Source organism: Arenimonas sp. MALMAid1274 (genome assembly GCF_049195245.1).
GTDB lineage: Bacteria > Pseudomonadota > Gammaproteobacteria > Xanthomonadales > Xanthomonadaceae > Arenimonas.
Window position 1 is genome coordinate 22698 of record NZ_JBMIRR010000026.1, and the last position, 12534, is coordinate 35231.

Genomic DNA, 12534 nt, shown 5'->3' on the forward strand with positions numbered 1-12534 from the left:
TTCTTTCCTGATGAGACGGCGGTGAAAACATACCTGGTATGTTTTCTTTGCTGGTGAGACAGGGGTTTTCGTACGGGGTGTCGCGGTGTTTTAGGTCGGCATCGCGTTGCGCTGGAATGGCAGGCTACGGGGCCGAGTCCTGGTAGCCGCCGACATGCCCGTGTTCCCGCGTATCGATGTTCCCGGTGTTCCGCTGCACATCGTTCAGCGCGGCGTGGATCGCCAGCCCTGTTTCGTGCAGGCGTCGAACTTCTGGCGCTACCTGGACGATCTGCAGATCGCGAGCCGGCGCCATCAGTGCGCGGTGCATGCGTACGTGTTGATGGACAACCATGTGCACCTGCTGGTGACCGGTACCGAACCGGGGTCGCCGAGCCGCATGATGCAGCAGCTCGGGCGTCGCTATGTGCGTTACTTCAACAGCTTCCGGCAGCGCACCGGCACGCTGTGGGAGGGTCGTTTCCGGTCCTGCCTGGTCGACTCCGACGCTTATTTCCTGCGCTGCCAGCGCTACATCGAACTCAATCCGGTCCGCGCCGCGATGGTGGCGACGCCCGGGAGCTGGCGATGGTCAAGCTATCGGCATCACGCCTGGGGCGATCCGGACATCGTTGCCACGCCGCATACGAATTATCTGGCGCTGGGTCTGGATGAGGATGCCAGGCGCCGGGCCTACATCGCGCTGATCGCCGAAGGCGTCCCGGCAAAGCAGATCGAGGAGATCCGCGCGCACACCCAGCAGGGCCGGGCCTGGGGCGGGCGGAAGTTCCAGTCGCGGATCGCCAGCACGTTGTCGCGCAACGTGGCCGTCGTGCCGCGGGGCCGCCCGTCTCAACGACGATGAAAACATACCTGGTATGTTTTCGGGTCAGTCGGGGTCGCGGGTGGATTCGCGGACGGTGATCCAGCGGCCGGATTCGCGCTTGAGTTCGGCAGTGCCGCGGCGGGGCTGGCCGGCTTCGGTCGCGCTGAACTCGAGCCAGGCGCGGTCGCCGTCCTGGCGGCCGCCGAGCACACGCACGTCCGCGGGGGTCATCGCCTGCATCAGGGCCAGCTGCGCCGCGAAGTCCGGGGTGTTGCGTGCCTTGGCCAGCTGCGCGGCCTGCGCGGGTGGCATGAGTTCGGCCAGGGCGTCGACATCGCCGGCACGCATTGCGGCGTTCATCGCAAGATAGGCCTTGCCTGGGTCGCCGCCGCCCGCGGGCAGGGCAACGCCCGGAGGTGGCGGCGCGTTGGCCGCGTCGCCCAGCAGCGGAAGGTCGAAGTCGATGCTGCAGGTGAGGTCCTGACCGTCCGCAGGCGTGAAGCGATAGGTCCCGGCAAGTCGATTCGCAACCGCCTTCCCCACGGTGTACGTCCCCACTTCGCCGGACGAATAGCTGAGGTTGGTGCCCGGCGAGATCCACAGGTACTGCTGCGTTACCACCCCGTCCTGCAGGGTGAGTTCCAGCCGGGCCGATTCGTCCTGCTCCCAGCTCTGGTCACGCAGGGCATCCTCGCGGTCCCCGGAACGCGCCAGGGCGCCTGCGTCGAGCTGGAAGGTGACGAAGGCCAGCATGTATTCCGGTGCCGGCGGCGCGCCCTCTTCGTCGTCCTGGCCGGACCCGGCATCGTCATCCGCCGGCAGGGGCCAGGCCGCGCCGTCGACGAATGTCACGCGCTGGCCGTCATAGGTGCAGTGGCCGCCCACCTCCGCGCCGGCGCTTCCAGCAAACAGGCCGAGGGCGACCGCAAGGGTGCAGCGGGTGGCAGGCGTCATGGCATCGGTTCCGTCGGGGCGATGACCAGTACAACGGCCCGCCGCGGGGAAAGCGGCAAGCCGCGCGCCCACCCCGTCTCACGGAGGATGAAAACATACCTGGTATGTTTTCTTTTTGTGGCAGGCTAGTGGCCCTACTTGTTGCGAGGTGGCATGTACCTCGAGCACTACGGCCTGAAGGAGCCGCCGTACTCGATCACCCCGGATCCGCGCTTCGTGTTCCTGAGCGAGCGCCACCGGGATGCCTTGGCGCACCTGCTGTTTGGCATCGGCCAGGGCGGTGGCGGTGGCTTCGTGCAGCTCACCGGCGAAGTGGGTACCGGCAAGACCACGCTGTGCCGGCTGCTGCTGGAGCAGCTGCCCGACAACGTGCGGGTGGCGCTGGTGCTCAACCCGCGCCTGAATCCCGCCGAATTGCTCGAGACCATCTGCGAGGAACTGCGGCTGGACCTGGCCGGCATGCGCGGCAGCCTCAAGGCGCTGGTGGACACGCTCAACACCTACCTGCTGGACGCATACGCCCAGGGCCTGCGTGTGGTGCTGATCATTGACGAGGCGCAGAACCTGAGCGTGGAGGCGATGGAGCAGGTGCGCCTGCTGACCAACCTGGAAACGCCGACGCAGAAGCTGCTGCAGATCCTGCTGCTGGGCCAGCCGGAACTGCGCGACATGCTGGCGCGCGAAGACCTGCGCCAGCTGGCCCAGCGCATCACCGCGCGCTTCCACCTCACGCCGCTGGACGCGGACGAGACCGAAAGCTACCTGCGCCACCGCTACGCCGTGGCAGGCGGCCAGCGTTTTCCGTTCACCAAGCTGGCGGTGCGGCGCATCCATGCCCACTCCGGCGGCGTGCCGCGCCTGAGCAACATCATCGCCGAGCGCGCGCTGCTGGCCGGGTATGCGCACGACGAGGCGCAGATCGGCGAACGCTGGGTGGACCAGGCCGCGCGCGAAGCGCTGGCGCCGCGCCTGTCGCGACTGCCGCGTCCCAGCCTGGCCAGCCTGGTGGCGGTGGGCCTGGCGCTGGTGCTGGCGGCCTTTGTGCTGTGGCGTCCCGAGCCGTCGCCGCCGCCCAGCCCGCCCGCCGCGGTGGCGCCCGCACCCGTGGTGAGCGATCCGGTGCCCTACCTGCCGGGCGAGGCGCTGGACCAGCGCATCCGTTTGGCTGGCGATGCGGCGCAACCGGCGTGGCGACAATTGCTCGGCCTGTGGACGGTGCGCGCGAACGAAACGCAGGTGGCCAATGCCTCCGCCTGCGCGCCGGTGCTGGCGCCGGGACTGTTCTGCCTGCGCGGTCGCGCCAGCCTGGACAAGCTTTCCGCGCTGGGACGCCCTGCCCTGCTGCGCCTGCAAAGCTCCGAGGGCGAGGCCTGGGCCCTGCTGCTGGGCGCAGACGCGGTGCATGTGCGGCTGTGGCTGGGCGGTGGGCGTTTTGATACCGACCGCCTGGCGCTGGAGGACAGCTGGCGCGGCGACTACCTGATGATCTGGCGTGGCCCGGCCTTCCTGGCACCGACACCGGCGGCCGGCGACAGCGGTCCGGCCGTGGACTGGATCCACGACCGTCTGCGCGATCGCGCGGGCCTGGACGTCCCCGAAGCCGGGCCGGCCGTGCTCGATCCCGCCAGCGTGGCTGCGGTGCGCCGCGTGCAGGCGGCGCACGGCCTGGTCGCCGACGGCGTGGTGGGTCCGGAAACACTGCTGGCCTTGTCGTCGCGCGACAGCGAAGGTCCGCGGCTGCGCCGGGTGCTCGACTGATGTCCCTGATTCTGGAAGCCCTGCGCAAATCCGAGGCCGAACGCCAGCGTGGCCGCGCGCCGGGGCTGTTCGTCGAACAGGCGCCGGTGCGGACGCGGACGCGTCGCGGGCTGAGGCTGTGGCCTTGGCTGCTGGTGGCCACGGTGGTAGCGGGCGGCTTGGGATGGGCGTTGTGGCGTGGCGCGCAGCCGGCCACGGAAACCACGTCCGTGGCCCCGGCGCCTGCGCAACCGACGCCTGGCGAGGTCCCGGGGAATCCGCCGATGCCTGCAACGGCCACGCCCGCGCCAATCGCCGCGGCGGAATCCGTTCCTGCATCCACCGAGTCACCGCCGACCATGCCCGCGCCAACGCCAGCGCCGATGGAACAGGCCTTGACCCCGCCGCCCCCGGTCTCCGAAACGCGCGTTACGACGATCGATACGATGACCGCGCCCGCCGTCGAACCGACGGCACCCATCGCGCCCACCGTTGAAACCGCGTCTCCCCCGCTTGCGCCCACCACGACCACACCGCCGCCGGGCGCAAGCGTGACCCCTGCACCCGTCGACGCGGCCCCGCCCCTGCCCTCGGTCGCCAGCCTGCCCGCGGCCGACCGCGCGCAACTGCCGCCGCTGAAGCTGAGCATGCATGTGTACAGCGACACGCCCGCGCAGCGTTTCGTGATCCTGGACGGCCAGCGCCTGGCCGAAGGCGCGGCGCCCACCGCCGGCGTGGTGGTGGAGGAAATCCGCCGCGACGGCCTGGTGCTGTCCATCAACGGCCAGCGCATGCTGCTGACGAGGCCCTGATCGCGATGGTGTTCGTGAACCTGCCGAGCCGACGCAAGCCGCAGTGGCGATGGGCCACGCCGCTGCTGGCCGTGCTGATGACGGCGGCGCTGGTGTGGATTGCCCTGCTGCCGGACGACGCGGCCTGGCGCGCGACCCTGCTGCGCTGGGGCACGCTGTCGGGCAGCGTCACCGAGTGGCGCGCGGCGCTGAATGACGAGCGCCTGCTGACCCTGGTCAGCGCACTCTTCATCCACCTGGGCCCGGTGCACCTGATCGGCAACCTGCTGTTCCTCTTCATCTTCGGCCTGCCGGCCGAGCGCAGCCTGGGGCCGTGGCGATTCCTGCTGCTGTTCCTGGCGGGCGGCGCGCTGGCCAACCTGGCCGCCGCCTTGCTGATGGGCACACCGGCGCGCGCGATCATCGGCGCCAGCGGCGGCGTGTCGGCGGTGATCGGCGCCTACCTGGCGCTGTTCCCGAATGCGCGCCTGGGCGTGGTGGTCCCGCTGGGCGTGTGGCTGGAATTCATCAAGGTGCCGGCCGCACTGCTGATCGGACTGTGGGCCATGCTGCAGCTGATCTTCACCTTCGTCGGCCCGAGCTTTGGCGCGGTGGCGTGGTGGGCGCACCTGGCCGGCTTCGTGGTGGGGCTGCTGTACGCGCTGGCGCTGAAGCCGATGCTGTCCCGACGCTCGCGCGGCGCCTGAGGCCGGTCGGCGGGGCTGCCGGGGCAGGTCGCGCACGCCTGCAGCCACCGCGCCCCGCACGGGCCGGGATGCATTGGCACGGCCCGCCGGGCGGCTCGTATACTGGCCGGCATGAGCACGCGCATCCTCTACAAGATCACCTTCCACAACGCCGGCAAGATCTACGAGCTGTACGCGCGACGCGTGACTGCGAGCTCGCTGTGGGGCTTCACCGAAGTGGCCGACCTGGTGTTCGACGTCAAGGAAGGCGTGGTGGTGGACCCCACGGAAGAGCGCCTGCGCGACGAGTTCGAGCACACGCGCGTGCTGCACCTGCCGATGCAGAGCGTGGTGCGGGTGGAGGAAGTGGACCGCAAGGGCCAACTGAGCATCCGCGATGCCGGCACCGGCGAGAAGGTGGTGACGCCCTTCCCCTTGCCGGCCAAGCCGCGCTGAGCGACGCGGTCGATGCCGACCGACCCGCTGTTCGCCCAAGCCCAGGCGGCGTTCCGGCAAGGGCGTTTGCCTGAGTCGCTGCAGCTGATCGATGCGCTGGTACGGCGGCAGCCGCGGCACGCCGATGCCTGGAACCTGGCCGGCATGGTGTGCCACGTGCGGCGCGACTACGAGGCCGCCGCCCGCTATTTCGAACGCGCACTGGAAGTCGGCGCCCCGGTCGGCGTGCTGGTGAACCTGGGCTACGCGCGCCAGGCCCAGGGCCGCACGGCCGAGGCCGAACAGGCCTATGCCGAGGCCGCGCGGCGCGACCCGCGCCTGGCCCTGGCCTGGCAGAAACTCGGGGGCCTGCAGGAGGCCGCAGGCCGAAGCGAGGAGGCGCTGGCCAGCTATCGCCGCGCCGTGGTGCTGGACCCCAACGACCTGCGCAGCCTGGGCGACGGCCTGTACCTGCGGCGGCACCTGGCGGACTGGGCGCCGGACGAGGTGCTGTCGCCGGAGCGTTTGCTGGCGGCCTTCGCCAGCGCCCGTCGCAGCGACTTTTCGCCTGGCCTGCTGCTGTCGCTGCCCGAGGCGGGACCGATGGCGCGACGCGAGGCGGCGCTGAAGTTCGCGCAGTCGCAGTGGGGACCCGTGCTGGCCGCGCCGCCGCTGGCGCCGCAGGCCCGCGTGATCGAGGGCCGCATGCGCGTGGGTTATCTGTCGGCGGATTTCTGCGAGCACGCGGTGTCGTACCTGGTCAATGAAGTGATCGCCGCGCACGACCGCCAGCAGGTGCAGGTGTTCGTTTATGCCTATCGCGCCGCCGCGCCGGGCGATCCGTGGCGGCAACGCGCGGTGGACGCCGCCGACGTATTCGTGGACCTGGACGCGATGGACGATGCCACCGCGGCCGCGCGCATCCATGCCGACGGCGTGGACGTGCTGGTGGACCTGACCGGCTACACCGGCCACGCCCGCCTGGGCATCACCGCGCGGCGCCCGGCGCCCGTCATTGCGCAGTGGATCGGCTACATCGGGACGCTGGGTGAACCGCGGCTGGCCGACTACGTGATCGGCGACGCCATCGCGACGCCGCCCGAGACAGCGCCGCACTTCAGCGAAGCCCTGGCGCTGATGCCGCGCTGCTACCAGCCCAACGGACGCCCGTTCGCGCCAGACCCTGCGCCCACGCGCGCCGAGGAAGGACTGCCAGAAACGGGCACGGTCTACTGCAGCTTCAACCAGACCTACAAGTTCAACCCGCCGCTGTGGGACGACTGGTGCGCCATCCTGCGCGACGTGCCCGGCAGCGTGCTGTGGGTGGCGGCGCCGCGCGACCCCACGGCCGCCACACGGCTGCGGCGCGAGGCCGAAGCGCGCGGCGTGGGGGGCGAACGCATCGTGGTGGCCCGGCAGCAGTCGCGCGCCGGGCACCTGGCGCGGCTGCCGCTGGCCGACCTGGCCCTGGACACCACGCCTTACAACTCGGGCACTACCGCCAGCGACGCCCTGCGCCAGGGCGTGCCGCTGCTGGCCACGCTGGGCGAAAGCTTCGTGAGCCGCATGGCGGCCAGCCTGCTGCACGCCGTCGGCTTGCCGGACTGCGTATTGCCTGACCGGGCGGCCCTGGTCGCCAGGGCCATCGCGCTGGGGCAGGACGAGGCCGCGCGGGAGGCGCTGCGACGTCGCCTTCGCGACGGCCACGCGGACTGCGGGCTGTTCGATCCGGTCGGATTCGCGCGTGACCTTGAGCGGCTGTTCCGCGCCATGCATGCGCAACGGCTGGCTGGCCGGCGCGAGCTGATCGCGCTGGATGCGCCTGCACCGTGGGGTTTGCCTGCCAACGCGTTCGGGAATTAACCCGAATCGCCGCGCGGCACCCAGGCCGCAGGCAATGAGAGCAGCGCCCGGAAGGCTTCGCGGTCCGGGATCTGGCCCAGCAAATCGATATGGATCGGCAGGCCACCCTGTACCGGCACCCACAGGCGCGGGGCATGCACCGCCTGCACGGTGCCCTGCGCATGGGTTCGCAGGCGGGCCGGACCGAGGTGGGCGATCGCGATGCGACGCTGCCAGAACGCCAGCGTGCGGACCTCGATGTGGCTCGAATCGAGCCGGCGGATGCGCACGGCCACCATCGGCCCAAGCACGATACCGGGCAGCGCGAGGACGCCGCCGATGGCTGCCAGCGACCACGCACCCTGGCGCCAGGCGAGGACCATCAGTCCCAGCCCCGCCAGCACGCCCGCACCCGCGAACGCGCGCCAGAGCCAGGCCACCCAGCCATAGCGGTAAAGATCCATGGCGCGACTGTCGGTGATCGCGCTGGCCAGGGCAAGCGCCGGTCATGTCGGACGGTCCAGCGGACTGAGCACGCCACCGCCGCCGCGGTTGAGCACATGCGTGTAGATCTGGGTGGTGGCCACGTCCTTGTGGCCAAGCAACTCCTGGATCGTGCGGATGTCGTAGCCGGCCTCAAGCAGATGGGTGGCGAAGCTGTGCCGCAGCGTATGTGCGCCCACGGCCTTGGCCAGTCCGGTGCGACGGGTGGCCAGCTTGAGGCCGCGCGACAATACCTGGTCGTCGAGATGGTGCCGGCGCTCGACGCCGTCGCGCGGGTCCACCGACCGGCGGTCGGAGGCGAACAGGTAGGGCTTGTTTGCACTCCATAACGTTGGATATTGATGGGGCACGTGCGTTCACGGGATCGGCTAAAGCTTTGTTGCGTCGTAGGAAAATTCTTGACCAGGCCCACGAAATGGGAGAACCATACGGTCCTATGCCTCATATTTGAGGCCTAATAGGCGTTAGGCATCGTAAAGAGCACTCGTCTCCCATGAATCCGGTCATGTCACAGCGAATTCGCAATCGAGTGATCGACTGCCTTGAGATCGCTGCAGACGAGTCCAAGCAAGACGCGTTCGGACCTGACGGGGTCGTTAACTTGTGGGAAGACTGGCGTGGCGCGGCGCTCGGACCGCCGCCCATATCCAGTCTCACCCCGGATGAACTGGCAGCCGTCTACGCGTTCGATGCCATGTGGGTGGCCCTGGCCGAGGGAACGTCCAATCCCATGCCGGCCCTCGCCGAACTTCGGCAAATTCCGTTGTGGCAATCCTTCGTTGCGGCCGCTCGGTGTGCATTGGCAGAGTTGTCCCAAGTGGGGCGTCTGCCTGAGGACCGGCCTGTTGCCTAACCAATCATTCACGCCGAACCCACGGCGTGGGTCGGCTTAACTCAGGCGTTAGGGCCCACATCGAATGTTTTCAGGAGTCCACGACAGTCTTCTCGTCGGCTATTCGGTCAATGCTGAGACCCAAGAGCTCGTGTTTTCGCTGCAGCCACACCACGGCTCGGCACCTGCGCCATTCACGGTGGTCTTCGCAGGCCTCGTCGCGCACTGCTTCGAGGCTCCATTGCTTCCAGCAATTTTGTTGGAGGTCATTCCGGTCTCATCTGAGTCAATCATCACTGCACACTGGCCGGCTATCGAGCATGGATTCAAAGCGGTGGGCTGGCCCGGTCCATGGGCCGCTTCGTTGGCCAGTGCCACGCACTTCGCTCAAACGTCGGGTGTGCAAGGGTTCCAAATCGAGTCAAGCTATGGCCTGTCTGGCTGGGTGCTAGCTCGATCAGCCGGGGTCGCCGTCGGCGGGCCCTAAATAATCAGTCAAGCCGACGCCTTCGGCGCGGCTTAACTTAGGCGTTAGGCCGCATGCACACACTGCTAGAACCTGTAGGTCCCGAGATTCACTGGCGTGGCGGCTCAGACGTTACCGAGATCACCAACACCAGTTCTGGCTTGCGGATTGTCGTGGCAGCGCCGGAGGGAGTTGATCGCTACCTTGAGGTCCACTTTCCCTTCGTTCGGGCGTTCCAGGCCATGGACGAGGGGGACATGCTTGAGTACTGGCAAAGCCCGCTCACTACGGGCCATGTGGTCTACAAGGTCATCTCGGGCGGCTGGCTGGACCGCGTCTCAGGTGACTTCCTGCATGTAACCTCATCGCTAGAAACTATGCAGGAATGGCTCATAGTCTCCGAGTCTCTCTGTGTTTCGGCACTCTCAGCGTACGTGCCGCATGTCCGTGAGTTCGGCGATGCGGTCTAACAGTTCATTCAGGCGCTAGGCCGCAGGTGAAGCATTGACGCACCGTGTCTTGTTTATATGCGGTAAGAATCGACTGCGCAGCCCGACCGCTGAGCATGTCTTCGCCGACTGGGAGGGCCTAGAGACATCTTCCGCCGGCGTCAACCGCGATGCCGATTCTCCGGTGACACCTGAGCTACTGGCTTGGGCAGATACGGTTCTTGTCATGGAGTCGTCGCACCGCACCAAGCTGACCGCACAGTTCGGCGCCAGCCTTCGCGGCAAGCGCGTGGCCAGCCTCGACATCCCGGACAACTATGAATACATGCAGCCCAGCCTGGTGGAGCTTCTCCTGGCCAAGGTTCCCAAGTACTTGCCGCCGCGCCAGTAGCTGCCCTACGGTGCGGCCTGAATCATCATTCACGCCCACGCCGTTGGCGCGCCTTAACTTAGGCGTTAGGCCCAAAAATGTGCAGCACTCACAGCGGAGTTCCAATGGCAGAGACGAGTGGAATACTGGCGTGGACGTTGGTTTCTGAATGTCCTATACCGGCGGACGTAACCAACTTGCTCGTAACGGGCGAGACGCCGATTGCCGCGTACAAGACGTTTAGGGACGCCGCGATATTTACCAACTAGCGTCTGATTGTGAGAGACGCTCAGGGCTTCACGGGCAAGAAGGTCGAGATTTATTCGCTTCCCTACTCGTCCATCTTCATGTGGTCTTCTGAGAACGGACATGGCATTTTCAACGTCAACTCAGAGATCGAGCTATGGACCAAGGCCGGTCACATAAAGGTAAACCTCAATAAGGGCCTGGACGTTCGGCGACTTGACAAGATTATTTCCGAGGCGGTTCTTGGCTCACAGCCGGCCTAACGAATCATTCAAGCCGACGCCCTGGGCGCGGCTTTGCTCAAGGCGCCAGGCAACCCATGACAATTTTCAGCAGATTGCTTCCACTGATGGCCGTCGTGGGCTGCGCATCGAGTACCGTTATCGAGCTTTCGCCGACAGAGCTTCTTCGGGTTTCGTGCAGCTCGATGGACGGAGGCAAGACGTGCTTCGGTTACGGGGAGCTTTATGCAGACGGCAGATCGGATGCTTGCGGACGCGTGCCCAACGGGCCGGAATTCGCGCTACAAATGACCTATGAAATCAGTGGAAACACCCTGTGCGAGACCGTAGTGAAGACCAGTCATTCCGCGGTCATGCCGATCGGCCAGAAGCTATGCGGGATCTACACCGAGCGCAGGGACAATGCATTGGTCTACAGGTTTACGGATGATCCGACAGACAAGGTGCGTATCTCCTATGACGCAGTCAGATCTGACAAGTGGTGTCAGCATTTGATCGATGCGCTTTGAAGATGAAGCTCTTGCATTCCCACGAGAATGGCCAGGCATAGACCCGGCGCACCCAGGGGATCAGCAACCAATGCAGCCGACTAAGTATCGTTTTAGCGAGTCCTACATCCACAGGAAGAGCCGCCCCGGCGTACTTGGCCCACTCGTGTTCGCATTGCTGCTGGTGTTGCTCGCCGCCCCATGGGGCTTCATCAAGCCCATGCCCCCGGCCCTCAGCTTCCTGCTTGGAGCGCTTGCGTTCGCGCACCTGTTTTACCGGGACCTCAAGCGGAGCCGGCTGGCCGCGGAACGGCTGCCCAGGATGGCGATCGAAGTGTCGCCAGAGACATTGCGTTTCATCGACCCGGGGGGCATGTATGAGGTCCCCGTTGCGTCAATTCAGGCAATGGCCGTTGATCGCAGGCCGAAGGGACCGCGGATCATCTACCTGCAGAGGAAAGGGGAATCGACCATCAACATCGAGGACCTTGATCGGATGACCCAGTTTGAGGCCGAGATTTCCAGGATGGTGGGAACAAGCAAGGTACGCGAGCTGAAGTGGTGGCAAGGCCCGCCCGGTTAAGCGCGCGCGATTCGTTCGAGGGGACGTGGCTGCCCGGACCGGCTTGACTCCACACCCTGCTGGCCCGAGCATCGTTCAAGCAGCGCCGCCGCGCGCCCCCTGAGGCACCGTTGCGCATGACACCGTCCGGCAAGCTCGAAGCCTACAAGCGCCACATGGAATCCAAGGGCATCGGCCGCACCACCGCGTTCCCGCCCGCGTGGCAGGTGCTCTGGTCGCTAGGGGCGGAGCTTCCACCCCGCCCTTCCTGGGTTTCGTGTCGCTGACGGTCACCGTCGGCTGTCTTTTCGGCTCACTGTTCGGCCTGGGCGTGTGGCTGCTGGGTAATCGCGGCCTGCGGGAGATGCCCGCCAGCGGCGCGCTGTGGGTGGCGCTGATCAGTGGTGTGCTCTTCGGGCTGTTCATGGCCGCGTACTACCGCCACATTTCCCGCAAGCATGGCCTGGGATCCTGGGCCACGTACTCGGCGCCGCCTGGGTAGGGGTAAGCTCACGACGTCGATGCCAATAGAGAACGGGACGTTTCCATGAGCAGGGAAGACTACGTTGCCATCGGCGTACGGCTGTTCGCGGTCTTCGTCGGTATCAAGACGCTGCTGGCCATACCGGCTTCCGTGCAGGTGCTTGTCCAAGGTGACAGCATGGACTGGGCGTGGGCGCATGCCTCGGTCTTGAGCCTTACGGTTGCCCTGTGCGCCTTCCTGTGGTTCTTCCCGCTGACGATCGCCCGAAAGCTGCTTCCCGTCATGAAGGAGCCGAGATCGGAAGCCACCATCGACGCCTCCGTTGGCATGTCGCTGGGCCTTACCTTGCTGGGCGTCTGGTTCCTGGCGCAAGGGCTGATGGATTTACTCTACTGGCTGACGTTGCTGGTCCGGACCAACTACGTCGTCCGGGCGCAGCAGTACGATCACGTCTGGCAACCGGACCAGATCGCCTCGATGGCGGCGACGGCGTTCGAGCTCGTCATTGGCGCGGTGCTGATACTCGGCAGCTCCGGGATCAGGAGAGGCATCTACAGATTCAGGTACGGAAACATCTGAGGCGCCAACCCGGCAACTGCCTTCCGGCCGGCTGTGCCCACCCCTTCCCGCTCCCCGACCCG

The 12534-nt window shown here is 66.7% G+C and carries 14 protein-coding genes and 3 pseudogenes; 14 read left to right on the forward strand and 3 right to left on the reverse strand.

Annotated elements, in window-relative coordinates; all coding sequences use genetic code 11:
• Positions 1–154 precede the first annotated feature (154 nt).
• A complete protein-coding gene (locus tag ACOQFR_RS06500; protein ID WP_421379853.1) occupies positions 155–844 on the forward strand; it encodes a transposase in 690 nt (229 codons plus the stop codon).
• A 24-nt stretch (positions 845–868) separates the two neighbouring features.
• On the opposite strand, the gene ACOQFR_RS06505 is transcribed toward ACOQFR_RS06500, so the two are convergent.
• Entirely contained in the window at positions 869–1759 is an 891-nt protein-coding gene (locus ACOQFR_RS06505) for a hypothetical protein (RefSeq protein ID WP_421379855.1), read from the reverse strand.
• A 153-nt stretch (positions 1760–1912) separates the two neighbouring features.
• Between ACOQFR_RS06505 and ACOQFR_RS06510 the strand changes: the two genes are divergently transcribed.
• The 5 genes from ACOQFR_RS06510 to ACOQFR_RS06530 all read left to right on the forward strand — a co-directional run bounded on the left by ACOQFR_RS06510 (position 1913) and on the right by ACOQFR_RS06530 (position 7271).
• Positions 1913–3517 carry an AAA family ATPase gene (locus ACOQFR_RS06510; protein ID WP_421379857.1) on the forward strand — a complete coding sequence of 535 codons (1605 nt, stop codon included), beginning with the start codon at positions 1913–1915 and terminating at the stop codon, positions 3515–3517.
• Positions 3518–4047: 530 nt separating this feature from the next.
• Positions 4048–4308 (forward strand): general secretion pathway protein GspB, encoded by a 261-nt coding sequence (locus tag ACOQFR_RS06515; RefSeq protein ID WP_421379859.1) that lies wholly within the window; start codon positions 4048–4050, stop codon positions 4306–4308.
• Positions 4309–4316: 8 nt separating this feature from the next.
• The gene (locus ACOQFR_RS06520) at positions 4317–4994 is read left to right on the forward strand and encodes a rhomboid family intramembrane serine protease (RefSeq protein ID WP_421379861.1); all 678 of its coding nucleotides are present in this window, start codon (positions 4317–4319) and stop codon (positions 4992–4994) included.
• A gap of 111 nt (positions 4995–5105) precedes the next feature.
• Positions 5106–5429, forward strand: a complete 324-nt coding sequence (locus ACOQFR_RS06525; protein WP_421379864.1) for a DUF1820 family protein — start codon at positions 5106–5108, stop codon at positions 5427–5429.
• Between the two features lie 12 nt (positions 5430–5441).
• Positions 5442–7271: a tetratricopeptide repeat protein gene (locus tag ACOQFR_RS06530; protein ID WP_421379867.1), complete on the forward strand. Its 1830-nt coding sequence runs from the start codon at positions 5442–5444 to the stop codon at positions 7269–7271.
• On the opposite strand, the gene ACOQFR_RS06535 is transcribed toward ACOQFR_RS06530, so the two are convergent.
• Positions 7268–7714: a hypothetical protein gene (locus tag ACOQFR_RS06535; RefSeq protein WP_421379869.1), complete on the reverse strand. Its 447-nt coding sequence runs from the start codon at positions 7712–7714 to the stop codon at positions 7268–7270. The two genes, ACOQFR_RS06530 and ACOQFR_RS06535, sit on opposite strands and share 4 nt — an antisense overlap.
• A gap of 42 nt (positions 7715–7756) precedes the next feature.
• A pseudogene (locus tag ACOQFR_RS06540) lies at positions 7757–8062 on the reverse strand (tyrosine-type recombinase/integrase); the annotation flags it as partial.
• A 185-nt stretch (positions 8063–8247) separates the two neighbouring features.
• Between ACOQFR_RS06540 and ACOQFR_RS06545 the strand changes: the two are divergent.
• From ACOQFR_RS06545 to ACOQFR_RS06580, 8 genes and pseudogenes are all read left to right on the forward strand, one after another.
• Complete coding sequence (locus ACOQFR_RS06545; RefSeq protein ID WP_421379871.1) at positions 8248–8607, forward strand: hypothetical protein; 360 nt, start codon at positions 8248–8250, stop codon at positions 8605–8607.
• A gap of 519 nt (positions 8608–9126) precedes the next feature.
• Positions 9127–9522 (forward strand): hypothetical protein, encoded by a 396-nt coding sequence (locus tag ACOQFR_RS06550; protein ID WP_421379873.1) that lies wholly within the window; start codon positions 9127–9129, stop codon positions 9520–9522.
• A gap of 34 nt (positions 9523–9556) precedes the next feature.
• The gene (locus ACOQFR_RS06555) at positions 9557–9892 is read left to right on the forward strand and encodes a low molecular weight protein tyrosine phosphatase family protein (protein ID WP_421379875.1); all 336 of its coding nucleotides are present in this window, start codon (positions 9557–9559) and stop codon (positions 9890–9892) included.
• Positions 9893–9996: 104 nt separating this feature from the next.
• A pseudogene (locus ACOQFR_RS06560) lies at positions 9997–10380 on the forward strand (PH domain-containing protein).
• 56 nt (positions 10381–10436) lie between these two features.
• Complete coding sequence (locus ACOQFR_RS06565) at positions 10437–10868, forward strand: hypothetical protein (protein ID WP_421379877.1); 432 nt, start codon at positions 10437–10439, stop codon at positions 10866–10868.
• 145 nt (positions 10869–11013) lie between these two features.
• Complete coding sequence (locus ACOQFR_RS06570) at positions 11014–11430, forward strand: hypothetical protein (RefSeq protein WP_421379879.1); 417 nt, start codon at positions 11014–11016, stop codon at positions 11428–11430.
• 155 nt (positions 11431–11585) lie between these two features.
• Positions 11586–11911: pseudogene (locus ACOQFR_RS06575) on the forward strand (DUF6404 family protein).
• A 45-nt stretch (positions 11912–11956) separates the two neighbouring features.
• A complete protein-coding gene (locus tag ACOQFR_RS06580; protein ID WP_421379881.1) occupies positions 11957–12472 on the forward strand; it encodes a hypothetical protein in 516 nt (171 codons plus the stop codon).
• Positions 12473–12534: the final 62 nt, after the last annotated feature.

Excerpts from the sequence above, each read along its gene's own strand:
- ACOQFR_RS06550 (WP_421379873.1), top strand. The coding sequence starts at position 9,127 with ATGCACACACTGCTAGAACCTGTAGGTCCCGAGATTCACTGGCGTGGC.
- ACOQFR_RS06525 (WP_421379864.1), top strand. The coding sequence starts at position 5,106 with ATGAGCACGCGCATCCTCTACAAGATCACCTTCCACAACGCCGGCAAG.
- ACOQFR_RS06545 (WP_421379871.1), top strand. The coding sequence starts at position 8,248 with ATGAATCCGGTCATGTCACAGCGAATTCGCAATCGAGTGATCGACTGC.
- ACOQFR_RS06500 (WP_421379853.1), top strand. The coding sequence starts at position 155 with ATGCCCGTGTTCCCGCGTATCGATGTTCCCGGTGTTCCGCTGCACATC.
- ACOQFR_RS06565 (WP_421379877.1), top strand. The coding sequence starts at position 10,437 with ATGACAATTTTCAGCAGATTGCTTCCACTGATGGCCGTCGTGGGCTGC.
- ACOQFR_RS06530 (WP_421379867.1), top strand. The coding sequence starts at position 5,442 with ATGCCGACCGACCCGCTGTTCGCCCAAGCCCAGGCGGCGTTCCGGCAA.
- ACOQFR_RS06535 (WP_421379869.1), bottom strand. The coding sequence starts at position 7,714 with ATGGATCTTTACCGCTATGGCTGGGTGGCCTGGCTCTGGCGCGCGTTC.
- ACOQFR_RS06510 (WP_421379857.1), top strand. The coding sequence starts at position 1,913 with ATGTACCTCGAGCACTACGGCCTGAAGGAGCCGCCGTACTCGATCACC.
- ACOQFR_RS06580 (WP_421379881.1), top strand. The coding sequence starts at position 11,957 with ATGAGCAGGGAAGACTACGTTGCCATCGGCGTACGGCTGTTCGCGGTC.
- ACOQFR_RS06505 (WP_421379855.1), bottom strand. The coding sequence starts at position 1,759 with ATGACGCCTGCCACCCGCTGCACCCTTGCGGTCGCCCTCGGCCTGTTT.